We start from the raw sequence: 26187 nt of genomic DNA, 5'->3' as shown, positions 1-26187 counted from the left end.
TATTAATGTGCAAATTAGAGGCTCATTATTAGCATGTCCGGTATTTACATCCACATCCCGTTTTGCAAACAAGCTTGTCACTATTGCGATTTTCATTTTTCTACACAATTGGGAAAAAAGGAGCTGATGCTGCAGGCGCTTTGCGAAGAAATTAGGCTACGCAATGATGAATTGGGAGATGCGGAGGTGGAAACTATTTACTTTGGGGGCGGAACACCATCGATTTTGGAAAATGCTGAAATTGAACTACTGATAGATCAAGTCTATAAAAATTTCAAGGTCGTTCCAAAACCGGAAATTACCTTAGAAGCCAACCCCGATGACTTATCCAAAAATCGAATCGTCCAATTATCCAAAAGTCCAGTAAACCGATTGAGCATAGGAATCCAATCCTTTTATGATGAGGACTTGGAGTTGATGAACCGTGCACACAATGCGGATGAGGCCGCAAATTGCATCTCCGAGGCCACGAAGTACTTTGAAGATATTTCCATCGATTTGATTTATGGTATTCCAGGGATGGATCACGATCGTTGGAAATCCAATATTGATAAAGCCCTTGCTTTTGGCCTACCCCATATCTCCAGTTATGCCCTTACCGTAGAACCCCGAACAGCGTTAAAGAAATTTATTGAGCAAGGCAAGGTGGCGGAAGTTGACGATGCACGTGCTCAAGAGCAGTTCCTTCTGCTGGTTGAAATTCTGGAGGCAAATGGTTTTGTAAACTATGAGATTTCCAATTTTGGAAAACCGGGTTTCTTTTCCAAGAACAACACTTCCTACTGGCAAGGCAAGAAATATATTGGTATAGGGCCATCAGCGCACTCATTTGATGGAATAAACCGCAGTTGGAATGTACGGAACAACAATAAGTATATAAAAGCCATTCAAGCTGGAGAGTTGCCATCCGAGAAAGAAAAACTGACTTTGACGGATAGATATAATGAATATGTCATGACTGGCTTACGTACCATTTGGGGTGTTTCCCTGGAAAAAGTGGAGGCAGAATATGGCGCAGACTATCTGGTGCATCTAAACAATCACGGCAAAAAATTCCTTGATTCAGGATTACTTATGCTAAACGATGGCAAGCTGACAGCTACGCAAAAGGGAAAATTTTTGGTGGATGGGATGGCGTCCGATTTATTTATCCTGAACTAGATTCAGGATTTGTTAACTTATATGGAATTACAAAAAGGATATGTTTATATGTTGACCAATGTCCCAAGATCTATACTTTATATTGGAGCAACAAAAAACATAAAGAAAAGGATAAGAAAACATATAGCTGGCACTGGTGCCGTATTCACAAAGAAATATCACTTACGGATCCTGATTTATTATGAAATATTTGATGATATTGGACTAGCTTTTAAAAGAGAAAAGCAACTTGAAAACTGGAAGAAAGATTGGAAATGGAATCTTGTAAAATCTAAAAATCCAGAATTATTAGATTTACTAGACAATTTTTACTAAATACTGAAACAAGTTCAGCATTAATGATCACCACCATTAAGTACAATTCCAAGAACTATAAAATAGATTTGTCCAAACCCTTGGACATTTCTATCCCTTTACGGGGAGATAAAGACAATGTCAACGCCTGGTATTTGGATCCGCCGCGAATAGAACCGCATCAAGAGGGGAAGTTCATTGGGAAGGTATCCGAGGGTGCTTCCACTAACTTTAACGATATCTGGTTTAACCCGCATTCCCATGTGACCCATACGGAATGTCTGGGTCATATTACCAAAGCATTTCATTCGGTCAATCAAAAATTAAAACGTTATTTCTTTTGGGCCGAAGTGATTACTGTGGCTCCTGAAAGACAAGGCAAGGATTTTGTGATTTCGGAAAAGCAGCTTCGCTATGCTCTTGGCACCAAAAAAAGGGAAGCTGTAATAATCCGAACGATTCCAAACCTAAAAAGCAAATGTGCACAAAACTATTCCAACACCAATCCGCCTTATTTGCTAAAAGAAGCCTTGGAGTTTTTGGTGGGTAAAGGAATCTTGCATTTGTTGGTGGATCTTCCATCCGTGGATAAGGAAAAGGATGGAGGCGCACTTGCAGGTCACCACACGTTCTGGAACACTGCGGAGGCTCCTAGAGTGGACGCTACCATTACCGAGTTGATCTATGTGGACAATGAGATCAAGGACGGCCCATATTTCTTAAATCTACAAGTGGCCCCGTTTGAAAACGACGCCAGCCCTAGTAGGCCAGTTTTATATCAAATTGAAAACCAATGAAAGTACTTTTAAAGTTAGAAGAGGTTACACTTTTGCTCCTTGGGTTCTATCTGTTCATGTGGATGGATTTACCTTGGTGGTGGTTTTTTGCATTACTTTTAACTCCAGATATTGGGATGATTGGATATTTGGCTGGAAATAAGGTGGGTGCTTTTACCTATAATTTATTTCATCATAGAGGGTTGGCAATTTTTTTGTTCTTGCTAGGGAACAGTTTTGTGGACCTCCCCATCTTAGAACTGATCGGAATCATAATGTTCTCCCATATAGCGATGGATAGGGCTTTGGGCTATGGTTTAAAATACAATAAAGGATTTAAGTTTACCCATTTGGGAGAAGTGGGGAAAGGAAATGGATGATATTCTAGAAGTTATACTGGGTCTGATACTGGGTGCCATACTCATGTACTGGCTGTTCTCTTTGTTTCGAAAAAAGAAGAACAAGGATTTGACCAAACAACAGTCCACTGTTTTGCTCGATAAGATCAGGAGTGTGTGCAAACTGGTTTCGGTTGAAGGGGATTTTGCGGAGATCTACAATTATGAAAACACCAAAGAAGGACTGTTCAGTCTATTGAGCAGCAAAAAAAAGGCCTTGATCATCGTTAAGGCCAAGGCGCAAATAGGGTATGACCTTACCAAATTGAATCTAAGGGCCGACGATAAACGCAAAAGGATAATCCTGGATAATTTTCCACAACCTGAAGTACTTTCCATAGAACCTGAGCTTCAGTTCTATGATATTAAAAATGGATTGTTCAATAGCTTTTCCCCTGACGACCTTACCAATGTTAACCAAGAAGCCAAAGACCATATCAAACATAAAATCCCAGAAAGCGGGCTTATGGATACTGCACGCAAAGAAGCACTGCAAGCCGTATTTTTGGTGGAAAAGATTGTGGAGACCATTGGATGGACCTTGGACTACTCCGCTCTTGAAATAACAAATCGCGATAAACACTTTTTAGAAGAATAGAAACCTATGAGAACTACATTTATAACTTTATTTTTATTGGGCATTGTTAATATGTCCCTTGCACAAACCCAAGACAATATGAATACTTTTGATTCCGCTTTTGCCCACACGGTGTACTTTTGGTTCAATAATCCGGACAATCAGGCCGATCGTGACCTGTTTGAAGCTTCGCTAAAGAAGTTCCTGGACAATTCCAAGTTTGCCAAGACCAACTTTATTGGCACACCTCCCAAGGCAACCAGAGAGGTGGTGGACGGAACGTTCACCTATTCCTTGATCGTTACTTTTGAATCTGCAGAGGCGCAGGAAGGATACCAAAAGGAGCAGCCGCACTTGACGTTCATTGATGAATGCAAACATTTGTGGAAAAAGGTCATTGTGTATGATTCCTTAGGCTTATAAGCATGAATGTTGAACAACTCAGGGAGCTGTGCATACGTAAAAAAGGGGTAACGGAGGAATTTCCTTTTGATGAACAAACTTTGGTTTTCAAGGTCATGGGTAAAATGTTTGCCCTTATTGCCTTGGAGCGTTTACCCCCGCAATGTAACCTCAAGTGTAATCCAGAATGGGCGGAAGAGTTACGGGAGGAGTACGATGGGGATATTATCCCTGGTTATCATATGAGTAAGAAGCACTGGAATACGCTAATGTTGGAACAACTTCCTCCAAATCTTATTGGAGAGTTGGTTGACCATTCCTATGATTTAGTGGTTTCCGGACTGACGAAAAAGCTTAGAGACGAGCTGACTTCCTTGGGATAGGTTGGTGGAATAGGTGTTTGGTTCATCGAAACAAAACTACAGTTCATCGATAGTTTTTTTGTATTTAACCATTTTGTAGTCTTTTTCTGATTGCGATTCCCCAAATTTGTGTACTAAATCGAATAAGATCATGAATGTGCTGTTCATAGAAGACGATATGATAGAGACCATGAAATTGCAACGGGCAATTTCTAAGTTTCAATCCAAGCATAAGATTATCGAGGCCAAAAATGGAGAGGAAGCTTTCGATATTTTAAAAGGTGAGAGCTTGCCCGATATCATCCTTTTGGATTTGAACATGCCTCGAATGAGTGGCATCGAGTTTCTGACCAAAATAAAGTCGGATGAAAAACTTAAATACCTGCCCGTCATCATTTTGACCACATCCGAAAATCGAGTAGATCTATTAAAATGTTTCGAGATTGGAATTGCCGGTTACATCATAAAGCCTTTAAAATATGAGGATTACGAATCCAAATTAAAGAAGGTTTTTGACTACTGGGAAATCAGTGAATTGATCAAAGGCTAACAAAAAACCCGTTTTCACAACATTATTTTTATAATTCGGTAGTACTATTCCTACATTTAATTCATAATATTCTTTATTGTGAAAGGAATTGTATTCACTGAGTTTTTGGAAATGGTCGAGTCCAACTATGGACTTGAGATTGTTGATTCCATAATAGAAAATTGCGACCTCCCTTCTGGAGGGGCGTATACATCCGTAGGTACATATGATTTCAATGAGATGGTAAGTCTCATTGCAGAACTAAGTAAACAAACAGAAGTTGCCCAGGAAAAATTACTGTATTCCTTTGGGCATTATTTGTTTGGCGGATTGACCGCTGCCCACCCTGAGGTAGTAGCCAGTTATAGAAACCCTATGGGTCTTTTATATGGTATAGAAGACCATATTCATGTGCATGTACTAAAACTGTATCCAGACGCAGAACTTCCTCGTTTTAAGATGCTGTCCAAGACGGAAAATAGCTTGGAAATGATCTACATTTCTTCAAGAGGCTTGTATGCGCTGGCGCATGGATTGATTGAAAAGACCTTTGAACATTTTGGAAAAAACGTACAGGTAGATTATAAACTTTTAAATGAAAACGGCACGGAAGTAAAGTTTACGATTGTCCAAAATGGCTAATTCCGAAATTTCCATACTAAAGCGGGCACTGGAACGGGAGAAGAAAGCCCGAAAGACTGCCGAAAGCCTTTTGGAAACAAAGGCCAAAGAGCTTTATGATGCTTCCTTGCACCTTAAGGAGGCCAATGGAAAATTGGAGGCCTTGATCAACAAAAAGGGAGATCGTATAGATAGTGCTTTTGTCAATATTATTGACCCTTATGTGGTCATGGATATGATGACCAACGTGATCAATATGAATACTTCCGCAAAAGAATTTTTGGGGTTTGATCATACCAAAGAAGAAATTCAACTGTCATCCATTGTCCACCCGGATTATATTGAATACACCGCAGAGTCGTTCCAAACTTTGTTGCAGGTAGGAATCCTAAAGAATTACTCCGCCAAGATCATCACCAAAAACTCCGAGGAAAAATTTGTGAACATCAATGCGAGCCTAATCTATAATGAAAATGGTCAACCCATTGCGGCTCAGGGGGTAATTCGCGACATCACAAAGGAAGTAGAGATACGGAAGCTTTTGGAGGATCAAAAAAAGCAACAGGACATTATAGTGGAAAACTCCTCTTTGGGCATTTTGTTGATTGTGGACGACAAGATCATAAAAGCCAATAAATCCTTTGTTGAACTTTTGGGATATTCAGAGGCGGCTTTGAAAAAACGGTCCATAGATGATATTTCTTCCCTGGAAGACAGTAATCTCTATGATGACCTATTAAAGAAGAGCTTGGAGAACGACACCAAAAAGTTCTCCATTGTTCGAAAGTTTTACAAAAAGAACGGGGAGACCCTATACGGCAAAACTTCCATGAGTACCGTATTGGATTCCAAAGGAAATATAGAGTACAGCGTGGCAATGATCGAGGACATCACTCGGGAAAAAGAAGCTGAGGAAAAAATTAGGGCTTCTGAAGAGCGAATGACCACCTTGATCAAAAACCTGCAAACTGGGATTTTGTTGGAGGATCAGGACCGCAAAGTGGTGCTGGCCAATCAAAAATTCTGTGATCTTTTTGGCATTCCTGTTTCTCCTGATTCCATAAAAGGAGTAAATGGGGAAAAGTCCATCCATAAATACAAGAACATGTTCTTGGATCCGGACGTGGTTTTAAAACAAATTGATCAGGTGGTCCGCAGGAAAGAGGTTGCGACGGCAGATGAAATGGAATTGTTGGATGGGCGAACCTTTGAACGGGACTATATCCCACTTTTTAACAATGGGGAGTACAAAGGTCATTTGTGGAGTTATAATGACATCACCCTACGCAAGAACTATAGGAAAAACCTAGAAATACAAAAAGAAAAATACGGAAGCATCATTGCAAATATGAACTTAGGATTGGTAGAAGTGGACAACGATGAGAACATTCTCATGGTAAACCACAGTTTTAGTGATATGATCGGGCTGCCCACAGATGAACTGATCGGGAAAAACACCGAAGACGTCATTCATTTGTACGAAGAAGATCGTGAAAAACTGAAACAGCATAATAAGAAAAGAAAAAAAGGAATATCGGATTCCTATGAGGTTGCCGTGAGGGTTGCCAACGGAGAAAAACGTTTCTGGCTGCTTAGCGGAGCCCCAAGATATGATGATGCCGGAAATGTTGTGGGATCCATTGGAATCCATTTGGATATTACGGACCAAAAGAACCTGGAACTTCAAAAGGAAAATCTCTTGCATGAACTGGAGGCAAGCAACAAGGGCCTCCAGGAATACGCCCATATTGTTTCTCATGACCTTAAGTCCCCTTTGCGGAGCGTCAGCGCCTTGGCCACTTGGCTTTATGATGACTATAAGGATACTCTGGATGAAAACGGGAGGTACAACCTTAAAATGATGCAGGAAAAAATTGAGGGAATGGATAAGTTGATCAGTGGAATCTTAAAATATTCAACGGTCAACAATGATGTTCTGGACAGTACCACTGTAGATGTGAACGAGGTAATTCAAGAAATAAAGGAGATTATATATATCCCAGAGCATGTAAGCATCAAGGCCAAGCAAACTTTACCCACCATTAAGGCCGATAAAACCAAAATCCATCAATTGTTCCAGAATTTCTTGAGCAACGCAGTGGTGAACATTGACAAAGAGGACGGATTGGTGGAAATAGATTATAAGGAGCATTCCACGCATTGGGAATTTAGTATCAAGGACAATGGGGTGGGCATTCCGGAAGAGTATCACGAAAAAATATTCCAGATTTTTCAGTCCATAGGAAACAAGGAACGATCCACTGGAATAGGACTATCCATAGTGAAAAAAATTATTGACCGATATAAGGGAAAGGTATGGTTGCAAAGTGAAATAGGCAAAGGAACCACCTTTTTCTTCACGCTAAAAAAAGAAATTAAAAACAAGTAATCATGAAAGTAAATCAAGCTAAAAAGTTAAAAGGAGGAACTTGGGAGTTTACACAAAACCAACTTTTAAAGGAACCATTGGTTCTGGTTTTTGGAGATCGATTTTTATTGGAATCCAAAGATGTATATCAAGAGATAAGGGATTTATATCCAGATGGACATCTGGTTTTTGGATCTACCTCAGGAGAGATCATGGAAACCAGTGTATACGAGGAAAGCATTACCATAACCGCCATTGAGTTTGAAAAAACCCGATTTGAAATTGTAAGCAAAAACATCAAGGATTTTGTGGACATTGAAAAAATGGGAGCCAGTATTTCGGAGCAGTTCAATATGGATGAGTTAAATCATTTGTTTATTGTGTCCGATGGCAGTTTTGTAAACGGAAGTGGTCTTATTGAAGGCTTGGAGTCTGTTGAAGGATTTAAGGCTTCTATTACTGGTGGACTTTGCGGTGACGGTGCCCGATTTGAAAAGACATTGACTTCGTATAATGAAGACCCTAAACAAGGTGAAGTGGTGGCCATCGGCCTTTATGGTGAAGCCCTGGAAGTAAGCTATGCCAATTTTGGAGGTTGGACCCCTTTTGGTCCGGAGCGAACCATTACCAAATCTGTAGGCAATGTGCTGTATGAGATTGATGGTAAGCCCGCTTTAGATTTGTATAAAAAATACTTGGGAGAAAAGGCAGCGGAGCTTCCCCAAGCCGCATTGCTGTATCCACTTACGGTACAACAAAATGAGGATTCTGAACCTTTGGTTCGTACCATTCTCAATATTGATGAGGAGGCAAATTCAATGATTTTGGCAGGAGATGTGCCCTTGAACTCCAAGGTACAATTAATGATGTCCACTATGGACGATATTGCAGAAGGTGCATGTAATGCCGCGGAATTGGCCATGCGGGATAGAAAGAGCAAACCGGAGTTGGCCATTTTGGTCAGCTGTGTGGGTCGCAAATTGGTGCTGGACCAACGTACCGAGGATGAAATTGAGGAGGTAGCCGATGTGATTGGTGAACAAGCCAGTATCACTGGATTTTATTCTTATGGGGAAATGGCCCCATTTGCTGGGAAAAATGAGTGCCAATTGCACAATCAAACCATGACCTTAACTCTATTGAGCGAATAAATGCACTCCCTGCTTAAAAGACAACTAAAGAAATTTTTGCCCCAGGAATTGGCGGAGCATCCAGAAATGGAGACCTTCCTCGATTCTGTGGATAAGTCGTATTCAGATTTTGACCAAAAGCTGAAGATGATCCAAAGGGCCACGTCTTTAAGCTCGGAAGAACTATATGCAGCGAATCTACGGCTGAACAAGGAGGCTGAAAGCCAGCGTAAAGTGCTGGAGTCTCTAAGAAAGGCCGTGGTTTCCATGCAGGACAAAACCAATGATAGGATCAATGGCTCGTTGGACTTTAATCCCCAACAATTGGTGGAGGATATTGAAAAGCAGGCACTAAAACTGGTGCAGATGACCGCTGAAAAAGATATGCTCCTCAAGAATTTGGAACAGCAAAACGAGTCATTGAACAACTATGCCCATATGGTTTCACATGATTTGAAATCCCCTATACGAAACGTTCATTCCCTAGTGAGTTGGGTTTTTGAGGACGGACAGGAAGGGTTCAAGGAACAAAGCAGGGAAAATGTCCAACTCATTTTTCAGAATCTTGCCAAAATGGACAGTCTTATAGATGGTATTTTACGCCATTCCACCATAGACTCCATCCAGGAAAGTGCAGGGGTCTTGGATCTGGGTCTGCTCATTGAGGAAATTGAAAGGACCATATATGTTCCGGACAACATAACCATTAAAAAGAGCAAGAACCTGCCCCAACTCTATACAGGAAAATACCGATTGGAGCAGTTGTTCAAAAATTTGATGACCAATGCCATTACGGCAACGGAGCATAATCCACAGGGGATGATCATGATTGATGTAATGGAAGAGGTAGATGGGTGGATGTTCAGTGTTTCCGATAATGGAAAGGGAATTCCAAAACATCTTCAGGATGGCATTTTTGGCATGTTCAAAAAGTTGGAGAACAATTCGGGTGCAACGGGAATTGGACTCGCTTTGGTAAAGAAAATAATCAATTTCTATAAAGGAGATATTTGGTTGTCCTCAGAAGAGGGCAAGGGAACCACCTTCTTTTTCACAATTAAAAACAAGCACAATGTCTGAAATACCAAATCTGGACTATATAAAGGAAATATCAGGAGGCAATGAGGATTTTGAGAAGAAATTCCTGAACATTATCCAGACTGAATTTCCGAAGGAAAAGCAGGATTACTTCTCCTTTTTGGAAAGTGGTGATTTGGAAGAATCGGCAAAAGTTGTGCATAAGATCAAGCATAAATTGGGGATTCTTGGACTTACAGAGGGGTATAAATTGGCCATTCAGTATGAAGAGGATCTTAAAGATCGAAATACCAAGCTCAAGAATCAATTTCATGAGATTTTGGAATCGGTGGAAGGCTTCATTTTAAAAATTGCATAAAATGAAATGTATCATAGTAGATGACGAAGGGAGCGCCAGGGCCATCATAAAGGAGCTCTGCAACACCATTCCGGAAATGGAGGTGGTTGCGGAATTCCCCAATGCCTTGGAAGCGCTCAAATTCCTTAAAAATAACCAAGTGGACCTTATTTTTTTGGATATCCACATGCCCAAACTTACCGGGGTGGATTTTGTGGAAACCGTGGCCAATCCGCCCAAAATTGTATTTACCACCTCCGATAAGGATTTTGCCATTGAAGCCTACGGCTATGACTTTATTTTAGATTATTTGGTAAAACCTATATCTGCAGAAAGATTTCAAAAATGCGCAAAAAAAATACACAATGAATTTCAAAAAGCGGACATCAACCTGGAAAAGGAGGGAGCTTTAAATGAAGAAGACCACCTGTATATCAATATAGACAGGCGGTTGATCAAATTGAAGTTCCATGATATACAATTGATAGAGGCGCAGGGAGATTATATTGAGATTCAGACCCGCGACAAGAGATACAGGGTACATTCAACACTTAAGAAAATCAAGGAGAAGCTCCCGGATTCAAAGTTTTTGCAAATTCATCGATCATACATTATCAACTTTTCGCAGATTGTGGACATTCAAGACAATAGCGTGCTCATAGAACGCAATGTTATTCCTATCAGCAGATCTAACCGTCCCGAGCTCATGCAACGATTGAATTTATTATAAAAAGTAGGAAAAAAACTACAATATTTAGTTTCTTTTGCGTTAGTATAGTTAGGCACTTTTTGAAAATGTTAAAGAGATTGAAATCACTTAATTAAATCTTTTGGAATATGTCTTTGGAAATACGTGAAAATCGAGGAATTTTTGAAATTTTAGGCCGGGTTTCAACCCAGCAAATAGGGGCTTTGAACTCTTACTTCAATGCCGTTTTGGAGCAGGAAGACAGTATAGTGGTCAGCCTGGAAAAAGTAACCCATTTTGATTCAACAGCGGCCCGCTTTTTTGAGAAACTGTATCAAAATTCTGCTCGACAGAACAAAGTGGTTTCCTTGATTGGAAGACAGAACAGTACGCTTATGGAAGTCTTTAATTCTACCAAGACCAATTATATCCTAAGTCCTGATCGTATTTAGCAGAGGAACATTTTAAAAAGGTCAGATATGAAAGTCACCGACTACCAGCCCTATTACAAAGCAACACCACAAAACCTGGGTAATGAGGATTTAAACCGTTTGATTACCTATTTTGAACTATTGGACGATGTCCAGAAACCAGTGGTAAGCTTGGTTACCCCTGTGTACAGGGCCATGGATACCTTGGTGGCCCATATACTTTCGCTTTCCAATTTAAAGACGATCATACCCTATGAAGTCATTTTTGTGGAAAACAATGCGGACGAAGAGACCTTGTCCATATTGAAACAGCTTGGGGCCAAAGTGGTCAGCGAACCACAACAGGGCATTACCTATGCACGACAAAAAGGACTGGAAGAAGCCAAGGGGCAAATTATATGTACCATGGATCCAGATTCCATCTACGATCCCTATTACATTGATAAAATGGCTCTTCCTTTTTTTGTCGATAAGGATTTGGTTCTCTGTTATTCTGTCTCGCAGAGCTATGAAAATGACTTCCAGCTCTCGCCTAAAATGCGACTTAGAAACAAGCTTAAGTTGGCCTATTTTAGATGGAAACTCTCCCAAAAGTTTACCACCAAAATCAAGCATATACGGGCGGTTTCCATGGCCATGCGCAGGGAGACGCTTCTTCCTATAGGCTATGACACGGACCTAAGGGTAGTGTCGGGCTGCGATGACGGTATGCTGGCCATCCACTTGCATAATTTGGGAACCTTCAGATATGTAAATGTTGAGGTATTTACGGCACTTCCGCCGGAACGGGAGCCTGGAAAGCCATTTCCCTTCTGTAACGAGCGGTTCCGAACCTCAAAAAATTCCTTGGAAGCCACTTTTGAAGCCCTTGACATCACCGAGGCATCCAACTAAAGCATTTACTTTTCATCATCTGCTTGCATAGGAAGGACGCTTACAAATTAGTAGAGCCCCCTTAGTTTCCATATCTGGTATTTGGCCTTGGACCATTCGCCGATAAGCTGGCTAATGGCCTAACCTCCGATAATTCATCGCTTACAACAGCATCCCTTGGTTTTACAACATAGAATTATTAAAACGTAATATAAATCCTACTTTTCCATTGTGTTTAGTACTACAAATCTTAAAATCGATATTATGAAAATTTTAGTTGTTGACGACAAGCAATCCCTGAGTGAGCTGGTATCCCAGTTTTTGGGGCAGTCCTACCAGGTAACCACCATGGAAGATGGATTGGCTGCCCTAACATGGATGCAGGAAGGAAATATTCCGGATTTGGTCATAACAGATTTGGAAATGCCCAACATGGATGGTTTTGAATTGATCCGAAAAATAAAGGAAAGCGGATACTTTGCCAATATACCCATTATTGTACTTAGTTGCAGGGATAGCAGTTCCGATAGGATTGAATGCCTGAAATTGGGAGCCGATGATTACCTGGTAAAACCGTTTAATCCGGAAGAGCTGCTCATTCGGGTTGAAAAATTACTTATACGAGCATAACCATGGAAGTATTATCGGACCAAAAAGTATGTCTCCTGTATGTAGGGGTAGATCAAGTTGTGGTAAATCAATTTGTGGCCCTGCCTGAAAAAGTGGATTTCCATATGGCAAAAAATTCGGTTTTGGCCATAAAATGGTTGGAAGAAAACCAACATGTGGATGCCATTATCTGTGAGAAACAGATTCCAGGACAAACAGGTATTGAGTTTCATAATGTTGTTAGGGAACGGTTCACGAATAAAGATGACATCCCTTTCATTTTGGTGGCCAAAAGCCGAGATAAAAACGATTTGTCCGAGGCCGTGAAGAACGGTATTGATGACTTCTATGTACAGCCCTTGTCCACCGATCGGATATTGGAAAGGGTGCAGTTTTTAAAAGAACTTAAGGCCAATCTCAAAAGAGAACGGATAGGCGCTCCCTCGGAAGTGCAAAAGGAATACAAAATCGGGTTTTGGAAACGTACATTTGATATCACGGTTGCGGGCTTGGCACTCTTGTGTGCTTCTCCGTTGTTGCTTCTGTTCATCATTGCCATCCGATTGGAATCCAAGGGCAAGGTCTATTACATCTCCAAAAGGGTAGGGACCAGTTACAAAATTTTTGATTTCTACAAACTCCGATCCATGTATCCGGATGCGGACAAGCGCCTAAAGGAGTTTCAGCATCTGAACCAGTATGTGCATGATGATGAAAATCCGGTAGAGGAACAACAGGAGGAACAAGCCATTAAAACAACGGGAACCGTGCTTATCGGTGACGATACGGAAGTGGATGAGCTTCAGCATAATAGCCAGAAAAAAGAAAGCGCCAAAAGCGCTTTTGTAAAATTTGATAATGATCCCCGAATCACTAAAGTGGGCAAGATCATCAGGAAATTGAGCATAGATGAACTTCCACAACTGATCAATGTGCTTAAAGGCGATATGTCTATTGTGGGCAACCGCCCCCTTCCTTTGTATGAAGCCGAAGTGCTTACCACAGATGAATGGACGGACCGCTTTAACGGACCTGCCGGGATTACGGGATTGTGGCAGGTTGAAGCCCGGGGGAGAAGCTCAAAAATGTCTCCCGAAGAGCGTAAATCCTTGGATATAAAATATGTGGAATACGCCAATAGCAAGTATGCCTTTTTAATTGATATGTGGATTGTGCTAAGAACTTTCAAAGCCGTTTTTCAAAAAGAGAATGTATAATGAAGAAAAACCAGCTTTGTGTGCTACTTCTGTTGCTGTTGTGCAATCTCGCATGGGGTCAATCCATCAATGATTTTATTGAAAAAAGTCTAGAAGAGAATGACCTTGCCAAAAAGCTACCGCCCATTGATTCCCTAGTGGCCATGGCCAAGGAGTTTTCGCCCTTTGTAAAGGTAACGGTCTCCGAACAGCAATATAGGGATGGGGTGGTGTCTGCAGAACAGCGCGCTTGGTTGGAGTATATCAACTTAGAGGCTGGCTATAACTATGGCATTTTTGATAACCTGAGCAATGCACAGATTGCGGGTGATCCCCAAAGCCAGGCCTTGTTTTCCAGCGAACAAAGCAGGTACAATGTTGGGGTTTCCTTGCGATTACCGATTTCAGCAATCATAAATAGAAGGGCCAAAATAAAAAGTGCCAAGGGGGAGGCTGAAAAAGCACGTTTTGAAACCCGGGTGGCGGAATTGGAGCTGGAGCAGAAAGTGGTTGAGCTTTACAATAACCTCCTAAAGTCTCATAGACTCTTCTTTATCTCTGGGTCCATAGTGGACAATTTTAGGGTGCAGTCCATCAGGGCTGAAAAGGACTTTGCCAACGGGGTAATCAATATTGCTGAATACACCCGCTTGCAACAGATGATGAACCAAGCGACCATGGGATTTGAATTACAGCGGTCGGAATTTATTTCCTCCGTAATGGCCTTGGAGGGCATTATTGGAGCAGAATTGAATATATAGGAATGAAGTTTAATCTTTTATTTTTTGTCCGTCTTTTAGTAAGACATATAAGTCTTCTAGTGGCCATGCCCATTATTCTGGCCGCTTTGGTGTTTTTTATGACAAGGGACGAACCCAAAATCTATAATTCCAAGGCCAGGGTATATACCGGTATTGCCACTGGATCCAATATTGAACTGGAAAATACCAAAATAGACTTTAGGGCCACCAATACGGCCTATGATAACTTGCTCAATCTTATTAAGGCCCGAACTACCATTGAGATTGTTGGGCTGAAACTATTTACCCAGCACATGGTTCTGGACAGTGCGGACATCAAGATCATATCCCGTGAAAAGTACCAAAACCTGATGAAGGAAGTACCGGATGAGGTGAAAAAGTTGGTTGTTAAAGGGGATATGCAAAAAACCTATGAGAACTTTTTAAAACTGAAAGAATCCAACCATACAAACTATCTATACCAGCTCATCAATCTTGATCATCCAGATTACAGTATTGAAAAGATTTCGGGTCGTATAGGTTTGAGAAGAATTTCCAATAGTGATTTTGTGGATATAGATTTTGAATCCGAGGACCCTGCCATATGCCAGAATACCTTGCTGATTCTCTGTGAGGTGTTTGTTCAATTGAATGCGGACATTAAAGTAAATCAGTCTGATGCGGTGGTAAAGTACTTTCAGGGCCAGTTGAACAAATCCACAAATGATCTTCACGATGCGGAGGACGAATTGCTCAATTTTAATCGGACCCATAACATCATCAATTACTACGAACAGACCAAACACATAGCAGGGGAGAAAGAAGAGTTTGAAATCAAATTTTTCGAGGTGCAACGAAAATTTCATGCTTCCAAGGCGGTTTTAACGGCTTTGGAATCCAAGCTTGAAACCCATGAAAGAAAACGAATATCCAGTCAAAGTATCATGGAAATTCGGAAAGAGCTTTCCACCTTGAACTTTGAGGTGTCCATGAAAACTTTGGGCCTGGAAAAGGATTCAGTACAAAGACAACAGGATGCCAAGGAAGTGGCCCGGAAAATGGAACGTATAAAAGCTTTGGAAAACCGGCTTGCTTCACATATCGATACGCTTTATACCACGGATTATAGCACCAAAAGTGTGGCTTCCACCAGTGTTTTGGCCGACTGGTTACAAAACACTATTGAATATGAAGGATATGGCGCCCAGTTGAAGGTGATGGAGAATAAAAGGCTGGAGTTTGAAAAATTATATCAAAAGTTTTCTCCTTTGGGAGCGACCATGAAGCGCCTGGAAAGGAAAATTGACATCGCGGAAAGGGAATATCTGAGCTTGCTGCATAGTTTGGGTCTTGCCAAATTAAGACAGCAGAATGTGGAGTTAAAGTCCAATATTAAACTTACTGAGGTTCCTTTCTTTCCAATCAACCCAAAACCTAGCAAGCGCATGCTTCTGGTCATAGTGGCCGGAATGGTTGGATTTATTTTAGTGGCAGCAACCATTTTGATCCTGGAATTTTTGGATGGAAATCTGAATACGGCAAAAAGGGCGGAAGATAAAATTGATTTGAAAGTGTCTTCCATATTTCCTGTGATCAGTGCCAAACAAGGAAAAATAGATTATAGCTACCTGCAGAACAAGGCGGTTAATGCCATATCCCGTAATATCATCCTTAATCAGTATAAAAAGGAAAAGGAACAGGAACCCGTGGTGAACATGCTCTTTTCCACCCAGGAAAGTGAAGGGAAAACATTTATATGCAAGCATTTGATCGCCAAACTTTGTGAGTTGGACTACAATGTGCTTCATATCACCTACGACGAAGAAGATTTGGGATTGGCAGGTGAACATTACAGCAAGTTGATCTATGACATAAGCGATCAGCTGTACACGATTTCCCATATCAAGGAATTTGATCGCAATAATACCATTGAAGATTTCAATGTGTTCCATTTTGTAATTCTGGAAATCCCTAGCATTATCAAAAACCCGTTCCCGGTGAAGTTGGCGTCCACTATGGACTATACCTTTTTGGTTACCCGTGCCAACAGGGCCTGGGGAGACGCGGATAAAAATGCCTTGTCCCTCTTTAACGAAGCTACAACCGGACCCGAGCCTACCATTATTTTGAATGGTGTCAAGGTCTTGGAAATGGAGACGGTAGTGGGTGATCTTCCCAAGAAACGATCATTGATCCGTAAGTGGATCAAGCAGATTGTCCAATTCAATTTTTTTACTAAGAAAACAGTCGCCTAAATGTTGGGGAAACTCAAAAATATCGGTAAGGAAAAGAACTTATCCTCCCTAATGGCCAATGTTAGTGTGGCTTTTATGGGATTGGTGAGCTTTATGCTATTGACCAGACAATTGGACAAGGAACTTTTTGGGGAGTGGGTTTTGTTTATCACCCTGGCCACTTTTGTAGATCTTTTACGGTTTGGCTTAACGCGCACCTCTTCCGTTCGATTGTTGTCCGGAGCAGATGAACAAGGTCATAAGACCATCCTTGGGACAGCATTTCGAATAAATCTGACCCTCTTGGGTGTTTTAACTTTATTTTGTTGGGCTAGCCATGTAATACTGCTCTTTTCCAGTTTTGAAATCAATAATGGATATCGATTGTTCTTGTTTTACTATCCGTTTTTGGCACTTTCCAACTTAAGTTGGAACAACGCCATGTCCCTGTTTCAAGCAGAACAGAATTTTAGGCGAATGATGGTGGTACGGATTTCCAATGTGGGTCTTTTTTGTCTGTTTTTATTATTGAACCAATGGTGGCTCCAATGGGGTCTTGTCGAAATAATCTGGGTGAACATTGCCGTAAATGCGATTTCGGGAATTTGGTGCATGCTCAAAAATTGGGATGGACTGTTCTACCTAAGATTTGCCCGAAAAAAAACAGAAAAGGAGCTGGTGAACTTTGGGAAGTATTCCATGGGAACGCTGATCAGTTCCAGTTTGCTCAAAAGTTCCGATACTTTTATCATAGGGATGAGCCCTTTTTTGGGTTCGGCAGGGATAGCCATGTATGCTATTCCACTAAAACTGACTGATTTACTCGGAATCCCGTTGCATAGCTTTGCCATGACCGCCTATCCCAGAATGTCCAAAAAGGCTATTGATGGGGATTTAAACGGCACCAAAAGTATTTTCTATTCCTACGTTGGAATCATTACCCTTTTGTTCTTTCCCGTAGCGCTGGTGAGTTTTGTCTTTGCCGAGCATTTGGTCCTCTTTTTGGGGGGCAATGAGTATAAAGATGCCCTGCCCTTGCTGACCTTGATTTTTAGGGTCTTCACCGTTTACATTATGTTGTTGCCCATTGACCGATTTACAGGAGTACTTCTGGATAGTATCAACAAACCAAAGCTCAATTTGTATAAGGTTTTGGTCATGACTATTGCCAATATTGTCCTGAATGTACTGGCCGTATTTGTCTTCAAAAGTTTGGTGGCAGTGGCGGTTGGTACCGTATTATTCACTTTAATGGGGATTTTCCTCGGATTCCACTACCTCAAAAAGGAAATTCAAATTCAAAGTCGCCAGATTGTTTCCGAAAGTGTGGATTTCATCAAAAACCTAAAAACACATTTGGGGTAATGAATCCTTTTGAAACAACACAGGGCTCAGATTATCTAAGGAAACCACTTCCCATATTGCTGCTGTTGTCCGTTGTAGTTACCACGGCCCATTTAACAGCAACCAAAGGTTTGGTGGCGGGCATCGGAATCATGGTACTTCCTTTTGCCATAACCTATATGGGCGCTTTGTTCATTAATCCACGGATAGGAATTATCACCATTCTCATTTTTAACTTTTTTGTGCTAGGGATTGGAAGATATATTCCCATGACCTGGGGATTGCTCATGGATGGTTTAATGGTCCTGATGTACCTGGCTTTGTTCTTTAAAGCTTTCCGGATAAAAATACCTTGGGAGAGGGCAAACTCACAATTGACCCTCCTGGTTACGATATGGTTTGGCTATGCAGTTTTGCAAATTGCCAACCCTGAGGCGGTAAGTGTGGCCGCATGGTTTTATGCCATGAGGGGCTTGGCTTTATATCAATGGCTATTTGTTCCATTGGTCTTTATTCTGTTCAACAAGCGAACCGATCTCCATCTCTTCTTTTTGATTTGGGGAACCCTGTCCGTTTTGGCCACCATGAAGGGCATGCAGCAATTGATTTTTGGAGTTGATTCCTACGAGCAAGCCTGGCTGGATGCCGGGGGGGATGTAACGCATATCTTATTTGGCAAACTTCGAATTTTCTCTTTCTATTCCGATGCCGGTCAATTTGGAGCTTCACAAGGGCACACCGGAGTGGTGTTCGGGGTATTGGCTTTGTTCGCCAAAAACCGAAAATTTCAAATTTTCTGTGGTATCGTGGCCATGGCGGGTCTTTTGGGGATGATGATTTCTGGAACACGTGGGGCGATTGCGGTACCGGCCATGGGCGGGGTCATGTTCATCTTGATTCGTAAACACATTCCAAGTATTGTTTTGGGAGTGATCATGGGGATTGGGGTCTTCATCTTTTTCAAGTACACCACCATCGGGAATGATAATGATCAGATCAGGCGCATGCGTACAGCGTTTGACCCGAATGACGCCTCTCTTCAAATGCGGAAAATTAACCAGGAAAGATTAAGGGGATATTTGGCCACCAGACCTCTGGGCGGAGGAATTGGTTCAACAGGGAACTGGGGAAAACGGTTTTCGCCCAACACTTTTTTGGCCAATACTGCAACGGACAGTTGGTTTGTGGCGGTTTGGGCCGATACGGGAATAGTGGGGCTGTATCTACACCTTTTTATCTTGTTTTTTATCCTGATTACAGGAGCCTATAACTGCATGTTCAAAATACGGGACGACTGGTTGAAGGGCCAGATTACCGCGCTGGTTTGCGGTATGGCAGGAATCATGTTGGCTTCCTATGGAAATGGGGTTTTTGGACAATTTCCAACCTGTATTTTAATGTATACAGGAATGATCTTCATCTTCATTTCGCCCAAATTGGATAAGGAAATTTTGGAAGAGAAAGAAGCCGAATTACAACTACAAGCAGCATAAAACACAAATCATGGAACCACTTGTTTCAATCATAACCATCAACTATAATGAATCCGAAGTGACGTTGGATTTGTTGCAATCCATTAGGAAACTCACCTACCCAAATATTGAGGTCATTGTGGTGGATAACGCATCCCCAAATGATACACCTGAGGTGATCAAGGAAAAATTTCCAGAGATTACTTTAATCAAAAGTCCTGAAAACCTGGGATTTGCGGGAGGCAACAATTTGGGGGTAAAACAAGCCAAGGGTGATTACCTGTTGTTCATTAACAATGATACTATTGTTCCTCCAAATTTTATTGAACCGCTGGTGCAAACTTTACAAGTGGATACCGGCATTGGAATGGTGAGTCCCAAGATCAAATTTCATTGGGATCCCACTTTGATCCAATATGCGGGCTATACGCCCATGAGTCATTGGACCATCAGAAACAACAGTATTGGATACCATCAAAAAGATGATGGTTCTTTTGATCAACCAGGGGAGACCCAATCCATTCATGGGGCTGCTATGATGGTTCCAAAAACGGTTGTGGAAAAGGTGGGAATGATGACAGAAATATACTTTCTGTACTATGAGGAGCACGACTGGGCCGAAATGGTGAAACGTGCCGGCTATAAAATCTACTACCAACCCCAATCGTATATTTTACATAAGGAATCCGTTTCAACTGGGAAATTCAGTCCCCTCAAAACCTACTACATTTCAAGGAATAGAATCCTCTTTGCCCGAAGAAACTTCAAACCATTACCCTTATTTGTCAGCCTATTGTTCCAAGGTTTGGTTTCCATTCCCAAAAACAGCCTAAAGTTTTTGTTCAAAAGAGAGTTTGAACATTTAAAAGCATTTTGGCGAGCCGTCACTTGGAACCTAACACACGGGAAAACAGTAAATCAGGTCTAGCGTAAAACAGGCAATACCCTGATATATGTGTGCCAGCCTCTTATTTACAACACGAAACAGGCTGTACGCAACAAATACTTTTCTTTATTAAAATGTAGGATAATATTTACAAAAAGAAATTTACAATGGTATTTAGAAATGTCGGCCTTGCAATGCTGCTTTTCATTTTTGTGTTGAATCTGGGCTGCGTAAGCGAGAAGGATTTGGACCCTCCAGTGGATAACCCAACAACAGGAGAGGGACCGGATGAGGAAGATCCTTTAGCTGTTTTTCAAGTTTCAGCAGATTTTGACTATTCCACCAATCAGGAGGTTCGTATTACTTTGGATGTCCCTTCCTTTTTGGGCAAGGCAGTTTTTTCATTGTACAGCAAGATAGGTTCTCAGGACAGCATTCCGTTCGGTAGGGCCATTTTTGATACCAACGGACACTATGAGCAAGACTTTGTGGTTCAGGCACAAGCCGATAGCATTTTGTTGTACTCGGACTATATCGGATTGACCAAGGACGTGAGGCTGAAGATCCAAAATGGAGCTGTAGCCTTTGACTATAGAACCTTATATGAAAGGTCAACAAGCAATAAGAGTACGCCATCTATCTTAAACAGCAAAGGGATTTCGAATTTGACCGGTAAAGTACCATACACTTTCCTTGGAGAATTTGACAACCAGGGGGTGCCCGGGGACATGGAACTACCCGACGTGATCCAACAAAATCTTTTGGATGATATCAACGCTTCCCTGCCTGAGTACAGTAGGGTACCCATTGCCAACCCACAATTTCTGGCCAATACCAGCGAAACCAGTATGGTTCTCACAGATTTGGCGGATGTATGGGTCACCTTTGTGTCCGAAGGAGCAGGCTATAGAAATGCCTTGGGTTATTACTCCTATCCAGTAGGGGATGCCCCAGCTACTGTTGATGATATTACAGCACACCATATTATTTTTCCCAACGTATCCATGGTTGGGTCGTCTGGAGGATTGGTGCCTGGCGACCGTGTTTATCTGGGGCGTTTTCAGCCCAATACGGTAATTTCTTGGTTTGTGGTGGCCAATGGCTGGACAGGATCAGGAGTTGGTGACGGGAATGGCATTTATTATTCCGAACCAAGCTTCAATCCAGAAAATACCAATCTAAACACCCATATGGTGCAGTTATATGACAGCGCCAGGGGAATCAATTTCTTGGCCTTTGAGGATTTGAGGAGAGACCAAGGTTCCGATGATGACTTTAATGATGCGGTCTTCTACGCCCGCGCAAATCCTGTGGAATCTATAGAATTGACCAACGTGGTTGCGTTGATTCCAGCCAATGATGAGGACGGGGATGGGGTAAACGATGAGTTGGACGAGTTCCCGTTTGACGTGAACAAGGCGTTCAATAATTTTTCCACAACCGCCAACTTAACGGGTGTCTTGGCCTATGAAGATTTATGGCCAAGCCAAGGGGACTATGATTTTAATGACCTGGTGGTTACCTATAACTACAATTTAATTACAAATGCTTCCAACCTGATTACACGGATTGAGGCAAACTACACCATTGATAATATTGGAGGATCCCTTCAGAACGGATTTGGATTGGTTTTCCCTATTGACCCTTCTCTTGTAGAAGATGTTCAAGGCCAAGTGATCAATGCCGATTACATCGATCTAAATGCCAACGGAACTGAAACCGGCACAGCGACAAATGAGACGGTAATCATTGTGGCTGGAAACCTAATATTAATGGAAGGTGAAACCATTGAATTGGGAATAGATTTTAACACTCCAGTGAGCTATTCAGACCTCGGGATGGTACCGTTCAATCCTTTTTTGATTGCAGGGGCCGATAGGACAAAAGAGGTTCATTTACCAGATCACACCCCTACCAGCAAAGCTGGCTTTTTGGGTACATCAGCAGATGATAGTGACGCCAATGAAAATCGATTTTATAAAACAAATACCAACCTGCCTTGGGCATTGAACATTTCGGATGATTTTGTTCCTCCGCAAGAGTTCATTCCCATAACCATTGCGTATCCCAAGTTTGTCAATTGGGCGAACTCAGGGGGTACACAAGATTTGGATTGGTACGTGAGATAGAGAAAAAAGATATAACAAACCATAAATACACTTCAAATTATGAACATAACAGTTATTGGTACAGGTTACGTAGGATTAGTGACAGGTACTTGTTTCGCAGAATCCGGTATAAATGTGGTCTGTGTGGACATTGATGAAAAAAAGGTGGAAAAATTGCGCAATGGCGAGATCCCCATTTATGAACCTGGCCTGGATGTCCTTTTGGAACGCAACATGGATAAGGGAAGAATCTCCTTTACCACAAGCCTTCAAAAGGGAATCAAGAATAGTGATGCCATTTTTATTGCCGTGGGAACCCCACCTGATGAAGATGGGAGCGCAGACCTTAAGTATGTTCTTGGAGTGGCTCGGGAAATAGGTCAACACATGGAAGATTACAAAGTAATCATTACCAAAAGTACCGTTCCCGTTGGAACCTCATTTAAAGTAAAAGCTGCCGTTGAAGAAGAATTGGTCAACAGGGACGTACGCATCCCTTTTGATGTGGCATCCAATCCTGAATTCTTAAAGGAGGGAAGTGCCGTTGATGATTTCCTTAAGCCAGACCGTATCGTGGTTGGAGTGGAAAGCAAGCGGGCAGAAAAGGTGATGAAACGCCTGTACAAACCCTTTTTGATGAACGGTCACCCACTGTTGTTTATGGATATTTTCTCTTCGGAAATGACCAAGTACGCGGCCAATTCCATGCTTGCGACCAAGATCAGTTTTATGAACGATATCGCCAACCTATGTGAATTGGTTGGGGCCAATGTGGATTTGGTTCGAAAAGGAATTGGTTCAGATTCCAGAATAGGCAACAAGTTTATCTACCCTGGAACAGGATATGGAGGTAGTTGTTTTCCAAAGGATGTACAAGCTTTGGTTAGAACTGCAGATGAATATGGACACTCTTTGGAGGTTTTAAAAGCTGTGGAGAGCGTCAACTACAGACAGAAATCTGTATTGATAGAGAAAATCAAGCGGCATTTTGGGAAAAACCTAAAAGGAAAACAGTTCGGTCTCTGGGGATTGGCCTTTAAGCCAAAAACCGATGACATGAGGGAAGCGCCGTCCTTGGTAATCATTGACGAGCTAAAAGCATTGGGCGCCAACATTAGGGCGTATGACCCTGTGGCCATGGAGGAAGCTGAACGCATTTTGGGCAACAAGATTGAATATGCCAAAGACGAGTACGATGCCATTATTGATGCCGATGCATTGATTGTGGTTACGGAATGGTCAGAATTCCGGATGCCCAACTTTAGGATCTTGGAAAAATTGATGATCAACAAGACCATTTTTGATGGCCGCAATGTCTACGATCCCGAGGAAATGGAAGAACTGGACTTTACCTATTACAGTATTGGTAGGGACGCCGTTGTAAGCGATAAGGAAGAGACCGTAAAAATTTAAAAAGGGGCAAGATGAAACGAATATTAGTAACCGGGGGAGCAGGTTTTGTAGGTTCCCATCTCTGTGAAAGGCTTTTGAACGAAGGAAACGAGGTCATTAGCATGGACAATTATTTCACAGGCAGAAAAAGCAAGATCGTACATTTAATGGACAACCCTTATTTTGAGGTGGTTCGCCATGATGTTACCCTTCCCTACTTTTTGGAAGTGGATGAAATCTACAATTTGGCATGTCCGGCATCACCAGTGCATTACCAGCATAATCCCATCAAAACAATTAAGACATCTGTTTTGGGGGCAATAAATATGTTGGGATTGGCCAAACGGATCAAAGCCAAAATATTGCAGGCATCAACCAGTGAGGTTTATGGGGATCCAGAACTGCATCCCCAACCCGAAGGGTATTGGGGGCATGTGAACCCAATTGGAATCCGTTCCTGTTATGACGAAGGGAAACGATGTGCCGAATCCTTATTTGTGAACTACCACAATTCCAATGAAGTTTTGGTGAAGATCGTTCGGATTTTTAATACCTACGGACCCAGGATGGAGCCGGATGATGGTAGGGTGGTATCCAATTTTATCATGCAGGCTTTGCAAGGCAAGGACATCACGGTTTTTGGAGACGGAACCCAGACCCGAAGCTTTCAATATGTAAGCGATTTGGTTGACGGGATGATCAAGATGATGGGTACGGAAGACGATTTTATTGGGCCAATCAATATTGGTAATCCAGGTGAATTTACCATGTTGGAATTGGCTGAGAATATAATCGATATCACAGGATCAAAATCCAAGATTGTACATCTGCCGTTACCTTCGGATGACCCAATGCAACGCAAGCCAGATATTTCATTGGCTCAAGAAAAGCTTACTGATTGGAGGCCGTCTGTTGATCTGCGTGAAGGTCTTGGTAAAACCATCGAGTATTTTGACAATCTGCTAAAAGAGCAGTCGATAAAGGAATTGGTAGCCGGATAATAGAACACAATGGATGTACTAAAAATCATAATCAACGGTTTGGAAATCCTGTTGTTCGGATATTTTGGATTTGCATCCATATATGTCGTTGTTTTTTCAGTGGCTGGACTTTTTAAGGCCAAAACCCGTGATACCTTATCTGTAAAACAGCGGAAGTTTGCGGTGTTGATTCCTGGGTACAAAGAGGATAGCGTAATTGTGGAAGTGGCCCAAAAAGTCCTGGAGCAATCCTATCCTTCCCATCTCTACGAGGTGGTGGTCATTGCCGATTCTTTTCAGGTGTCAACCTTGGAAGAACTAAAAAAGCTTCCCATTAGATTGGTTGAGGTCTCCTTTGAGAAAAGTACCAAGTCCAAGGCGCTGAACAAAGCCATGGAGGTTATTGGTGATGAATATCACGTGGCCTTGATCTTGGATGCGGACAATATTATGGAACGGGATTTCATAGTTAAGATCAATGAGGCATTCAATCAAGGGTATAGGGTTGTTCAAGGGCACAGAGTTGCCAAAAACACCAATACCTCTTTTGCTATTTTGGACGCCATCAGTGAAGAAGTCAATAACCACATCTTTAGAAAAGGACATCGGGTATTGGGTCTTTCATCGGCCTTGATTGGCTCAGGAATGGCGTTTGACTACTATTTCTTTAAACATACCATGGCCCATGTAAATGCCGTAGGCGGATTTGACAAAGAATTGGAGTTGAAATTGCTGAAGAACAGAACCAAGATCGAATATTTGAATGATGCCCTGGTTTTGGACGAAAAAGTTCAAAAATCGGAGGTGTTTGCCAACCAAAGGAAACGTTGGCTGTCTGCCCAGTTTGTATACTTCGGCAGATATTTTGTTCCTGGTTTAAAAGAACTTTTTACCAAAGGGAACATCGATTTCTTTGATAAGGTGTATCAGATGGTATCGCCTCCCAGAGTTTTGTTGTTGGGATTGGTGACCTTGTTCAGTGGACTTTACCTAGTGATCAATCTGGTATTACCCAATAACCTATTGGTGGTGCCAGCCATATATTGGTATATAAGTTTTGGAATTACCATGTTGGCATTTGTTTTTGCCATCCCTAAAAAATACTACAGCACAAGCACGTTACGGGCCGTGCTCACCTTGCCCAAAGCATTTTTCTTGATGTTCCTTTCGCTTTTCAAACTCAAAGGGGCCAATAAAAAGTTTATCCATACCCAGCATGGAACCATTAACCCCCAATAATC

General features: G+C 41.8%; 27 protein-coding genes. All 27 read left to right on the top strand.

The genetic code is table 11. The annotated features are described in order from the left end of the window. Nucleotides 1–33: 33 nt before the first annotated feature. The 27 genes from hemW to ACRHOZ_RS12205 all read left to right on the top strand — a co-directional run bounded on the left by hemW (nt 34) and on the right by ACRHOZ_RS12205 (nt 26185). On the top strand, nt 34–1161 hold the full coding sequence (gene hemW / locus ACRHOZ_RS12335; protein ID WP_431126049.1) for a radical SAM family heme chaperone HemW: 1128 nt from the start codon (nt 34–36) through the stop codon (nt 1159–1161). A 21-nt stretch (nt 1162–1182) separates the two neighbouring features. Next, nucleotides 1183–1476, top strand: coding sequence for a GIY-YIG nuclease family protein (locus tag ACRHOZ_RS12330; RefSeq protein ID WP_431126047.1), 294 nt, complete (start codon nt 1183–1185; stop codon nt 1474–1476). Between the two features lie 23 nt (nt 1477–1499). Continuing rightward, nucleotides 1500–2252 (top strand): cyclase family protein, encoded by a 753-nt coding sequence (locus ACRHOZ_RS12325; RefSeq protein WP_431126045.1) that lies wholly within the window; start codon nt 1500–1502, stop codon nt 2250–2252. Then, the gene (locus ACRHOZ_RS12320) at nt 2249–2611 is read left to right on the top strand and encodes a DUF4260 domain-containing protein (RefSeq protein ID WP_431126043.1); all 363 of its coding nucleotides are present in this window, start codon (nt 2249–2251) and stop codon (nt 2609–2611) included. Before ACRHOZ_RS12325 ends, ACRHOZ_RS12320 begins: the two co-directional genes overlap by 4 nt. Beyond that, the gene (locus tag ACRHOZ_RS12315; RefSeq protein ID WP_431126041.1) at nt 2604–3227 is read left to right on the top strand and encodes a DUF4230 domain-containing protein; all 624 of its coding nucleotides are present in this window, start codon (nt 2604–2606) and stop codon (nt 3225–3227) included. The genes ACRHOZ_RS12320 and ACRHOZ_RS12315 overlap by 8 nt, the downstream gene beginning before the upstream one ends. Before the next feature lie 78 nt (nt 3228–3305). After that, a complete protein-coding gene (locus ACRHOZ_RS12310) occupies nt 3306–3629 on the top strand; it encodes a Dabb family protein (RefSeq protein ID WP_431126039.1) in 324 nt (107 codons plus the stop codon). A gap of 2 nt (nt 3630–3631) precedes the next feature. Beyond that, entirely contained in the window at nt 3632–3991 is a 360-nt protein-coding gene (locus ACRHOZ_RS12305) for an MmcQ/YjbR family DNA-binding protein (RefSeq protein ID WP_431126037.1), read from the top strand. A gap of 130 nt (nt 3992–4121) precedes the next feature. Then, nucleotides 4122–4520 carry a response regulator gene (locus tag ACRHOZ_RS12300; RefSeq protein ID WP_431126035.1) on the top strand — a complete coding sequence of 133 codons (399 nt, stop codon included), beginning with the start codon at nt 4122–4124 and terminating at the stop codon, nt 4518–4520. 78 nt (nt 4521–4598) lie between these two features. Beyond that, nucleotides 4599–5141 (top strand): heme NO-binding domain-containing protein, encoded by a 543-nt coding sequence (locus tag ACRHOZ_RS12295; RefSeq protein WP_431126033.1) that lies wholly within the window; start codon nt 4599–4601, stop codon nt 5139–5141. Beyond that, a complete protein-coding gene (locus ACRHOZ_RS12290; protein WP_431126031.1) occupies nt 5134–7509 on the top strand; it encodes a PAS domain S-box protein in 2376 nt (791 codons plus the stop codon). The genes ACRHOZ_RS12295 and ACRHOZ_RS12290 overlap by 8 nt, the downstream gene beginning before the upstream one ends. A gap of 2 nt (nt 7510–7511) precedes the next feature. Beyond that, entirely contained in the window at nt 7512–8639 is a 1128-nt protein-coding gene (locus ACRHOZ_RS12285) for an FIST signal transduction protein (protein WP_431126029.1), read from the top strand. Continuing rightward, on the top strand, nt 8640–9698 hold the full coding sequence (locus tag ACRHOZ_RS12280) for a sensor histidine kinase (protein ID WP_431126027.1): 1059 nt from the start codon (nt 8640–8642) through the stop codon (nt 9696–9698). It abuts the gene before it with no gap. Next, nucleotides 9691–10014, top strand: a complete 324-nt coding sequence (locus ACRHOZ_RS12275; RefSeq protein WP_431126025.1) for an Hpt domain-containing protein — start codon at nt 9691–9693, stop codon at nt 10012–10014. The genes ACRHOZ_RS12280 and ACRHOZ_RS12275 overlap by 8 nt, the downstream gene beginning before the upstream one ends. Before the next feature lies 1 nt (nt 10015). Then, nucleotides 10016–10723, top strand: a complete 708-nt coding sequence (locus tag ACRHOZ_RS12270) for a LytR/AlgR family response regulator transcription factor (protein WP_431126023.1) — start codon at nt 10016–10018, stop codon at nt 10721–10723. Nucleotides 10724–10830: 107 nt separating this feature from the next. After that, a complete protein-coding gene (locus ACRHOZ_RS12265; RefSeq protein ID WP_431126021.1) occupies nt 10831–11133 on the top strand; it encodes an STAS domain-containing protein in 303 nt (100 codons plus the stop codon). Between the two features lie 27 nt (nt 11134–11160). Further along, nucleotides 11161–12006, top strand: coding sequence for a glycosyltransferase family 2 protein (locus tag ACRHOZ_RS12260; protein ID WP_431126019.1), 846 nt, complete (start codon nt 11161–11163; stop codon nt 12004–12006). Between the two features lie 243 nt (nt 12007–12249). After that, on the top strand, nt 12250–12615 hold the full coding sequence (locus tag ACRHOZ_RS12255; RefSeq protein WP_422350057.1) for a response regulator transcription factor: 366 nt from the start codon (nt 12250–12252) through the stop codon (nt 12613–12615). A gap of 2 nt (nt 12616–12617) precedes the next feature. Next, a complete protein-coding gene (locus ACRHOZ_RS12250) occupies nt 12618–13811 on the top strand; it encodes a sugar transferase (protein WP_431126017.1) in 1194 nt (397 codons plus the stop codon). Then, nucleotides 13811–14551 carry a TolC family protein gene (locus tag ACRHOZ_RS12245; protein WP_431126015.1) on the top strand — a complete coding sequence of 247 codons (741 nt, stop codon included), beginning with the start codon at nt 13811–13813 and terminating at the stop codon, nt 14549–14551. The genes ACRHOZ_RS12250 and ACRHOZ_RS12245 overlap by 1 nt, the downstream gene beginning before the upstream one ends. 2 nt (nt 14552–14553) lie before the next feature. Next, nucleotides 14554–16785 carry a GumC family protein gene (locus tag ACRHOZ_RS12240; RefSeq protein WP_431126013.1) on the top strand — a complete coding sequence of 744 codons (2232 nt, stop codon included), beginning with the start codon at nt 14554–14556 and terminating at the stop codon, nt 16783–16785. Further along, entirely contained in the window at nt 16786–18129 is a 1344-nt protein-coding gene (locus ACRHOZ_RS12235) for an oligosaccharide flippase family protein (protein ID WP_431126011.1), read from the top strand. Then, nucleotides 18129–19601 carry a hypothetical protein gene (locus ACRHOZ_RS12230; protein WP_431126009.1) on the top strand — a complete coding sequence of 491 codons (1473 nt, stop codon included), beginning with the start codon at nt 18129–18131 and terminating at the stop codon, nt 19599–19601. Before ACRHOZ_RS12235 ends, ACRHOZ_RS12230 begins: the two co-directional genes overlap by 1 nt. A gap of 10 nt (nt 19602–19611) precedes the next feature. Continuing rightward, nucleotides 19612–20508 carry a glycosyltransferase family 2 protein gene (locus ACRHOZ_RS12225; RefSeq protein ID WP_431126007.1) on the top strand — a complete coding sequence of 299 codons (897 nt, stop codon included), beginning with the start codon at nt 19612–19614 and terminating at the stop codon, nt 20506–20508. 125 nt (nt 20509–20633) lie between these two features. Beyond that, on the top strand, nt 20634–22595 hold the full coding sequence (locus tag ACRHOZ_RS12220) for an LruC domain-containing protein (protein WP_431126005.1): 1962 nt from the start codon (nt 20634–20636) through the stop codon (nt 22593–22595). 39 nt (nt 22596–22634) lie between these two features. Continuing rightward, complete coding sequence (locus tag ACRHOZ_RS12215; RefSeq protein ID WP_420402010.1) at nt 22635–23987, top strand: UDP-glucose dehydrogenase family protein; 1353 nt, start codon at nt 22635–22637, stop codon at nt 23985–23987. Between the two features lie 11 nt (nt 23988–23998). Further along, a complete protein-coding gene (locus tag ACRHOZ_RS12210) occupies nt 23999–24967 on the top strand; it encodes a UDP-glucuronic acid decarboxylase family protein (protein ID WP_431126002.1) in 969 nt (322 codons plus the stop codon). 9 nt (nt 24968–24976) lie between these two features. After that, entirely contained in the window at nt 24977–26185 is a 1209-nt protein-coding gene (locus ACRHOZ_RS12205; protein WP_431126000.1) for a glycosyltransferase, read from the top strand. The last annotated feature ends 2 nt before the right edge of the window (nt 26186–26187 follow it).

It is taken from the genome of Flagellimonas flava, assembly GCF_050617915.1.
Lineage (GTDB): Bacteria > Bacteroidota > Bacteroidia > Flavobacteriales > Flavobacteriaceae > Flagellimonas > Flagellimonas flava_A.
The sequence above is the reverse complement of the archived record's forward strand: the minus strand, read 5'-3'. Positions and strand labels throughout refer to the sequence as shown.

Coding starts and splice junctions, on each gene's coding strand:
- ACRHOZ_RS12210 (WP_431126002.1), top strand. CDS start 23,999: ATGAAACGAATATTAGTAACCGGGGGAGCAGGTTTTGTAGGTTCCCAT.
- ACRHOZ_RS12265 (WP_431126021.1), top strand. CDS start 10,831: ATGTCTTTGGAAATACGTGAAAATCGAGGAATTTTTGAAATTTTAGGC.
- ACRHOZ_RS12225 (WP_431126007.1), top strand. CDS start 19,612: ATGGAACCACTTGTTTCAATCATAACCATCAACTATAATGAATCCGAA.
- ACRHOZ_RS12270 (WP_431126023.1), top strand. CDS start 10,016: ATGAAATGTATCATAGTAGATGACGAAGGGAGCGCCAGGGCCATCATA.
- ACRHOZ_RS12215 (WP_420402010.1), top strand. CDS start 22,635: ATGAACATAACAGTTATTGGTACAGGTTACGTAGGATTAGTGACAGGT.
- ACRHOZ_RS12250 (WP_431126017.1), top strand. CDS start 12,618: ATGGAAGTATTATCGGACCAAAAAGTATGTCTCCTGTATGTAGGGGTA.
- ACRHOZ_RS12280 (WP_431126027.1), top strand. CDS start 8,640: ATGCACTCCCTGCTTAAAAGACAACTAAAGAAATTTTTGCCCCAGGAA.
- ACRHOZ_RS12275 (WP_431126025.1), top strand. CDS start 9,691: ATGTCTGAAATACCAAATCTGGACTATATAAAGGAAATATCAGGAGGC.
- ACRHOZ_RS12255 (WP_422350057.1), top strand. CDS start 12,250: ATGAAAATTTTAGTTGTTGACGACAAGCAATCCCTGAGTGAGCTGGTA.
- ACRHOZ_RS12205 (WP_431126000.1), top strand. CDS start 24,977: ATGGATGTACTAAAAATCATAATCAACGGTTTGGAAATCCTGTTGTTC.
- ACRHOZ_RS12235 (WP_431126011.1), top strand. CDS start 16,786: ATGTTGGGGAAACTCAAAAATATCGGTAAGGAAAAGAACTTATCCTCC.
- ACRHOZ_RS12330 (WP_431126047.1), top strand. CDS start 1,183: ATGGAATTACAAAAAGGATATGTTTATATGTTGACCAATGTCCCAAGA.
- ACRHOZ_RS12230 (WP_431126009.1), top strand. CDS start 18,129: ATGAATCCTTTTGAAACAACACAGGGCTCAGATTATCTAAGGAAACCA.
- ACRHOZ_RS12320 (WP_431126043.1), top strand. CDS start 2,249: ATGAAAGTACTTTTAAAGTTAGAAGAGGTTACACTTTTGCTCCTTGGG.
- ACRHOZ_RS12245 (WP_431126015.1), top strand. CDS start 13,811: ATGAAGAAAAACCAGCTTTGTGTGCTACTTCTGTTGCTGTTGTGCAAT.
- ACRHOZ_RS12315 (WP_431126041.1), top strand. CDS start 2,604: ATGGATGATATTCTAGAAGTTATACTGGGTCTGATACTGGGTGCCATA.
- ACRHOZ_RS12290 (WP_431126031.1), top strand. CDS start 5,134: ATGGCTAATTCCGAAATTTCCATACTAAAGCGGGCACTGGAACGGGAG.
- ACRHOZ_RS12310 (WP_431126039.1), top strand. CDS start 3,306: ATGAATACTTTTGATTCCGCTTTTGCCCACACGGTGTACTTTTGGTTC.
- ACRHOZ_RS12240 (WP_431126013.1), top strand. CDS start 14,554: ATGAAGTTTAATCTTTTATTTTTTGTCCGTCTTTTAGTAAGACATATA.
- hemW (WP_431126049.1), top strand. CDS start 34: ATGTCCGGTATTTACATCCACATCCCGTTTTGCAAACAAGCTTGTCAC.
- ACRHOZ_RS12220 (WP_431126005.1), top strand. CDS start 20,634: ATGGTATTTAGAAATGTCGGCCTTGCAATGCTGCTTTTCATTTTTGTG.
- ACRHOZ_RS12300 (WP_431126035.1), top strand. CDS start 4,122: ATGAATGTGCTGTTCATAGAAGACGATATGATAGAGACCATGAAATTG.
- ACRHOZ_RS12260 (WP_431126019.1), top strand. CDS start 11,161: ATGAAAGTCACCGACTACCAGCCCTATTACAAAGCAACACCACAAAAC.
- ACRHOZ_RS12285 (WP_431126029.1), top strand. CDS start 7,512: ATGAAAGTAAATCAAGCTAAAAAGTTAAAAGGAGGAACTTGGGAGTTT.
- ACRHOZ_RS12325 (WP_431126045.1), top strand. CDS start 1,500: ATGATCACCACCATTAAGTACAATTCCAAGAACTATAAAATAGATTTG.
- ACRHOZ_RS12305 (WP_431126037.1), top strand. CDS start 3,632: ATGAATGTTGAACAACTCAGGGAGCTGTGCATACGTAAAAAAGGGGTA.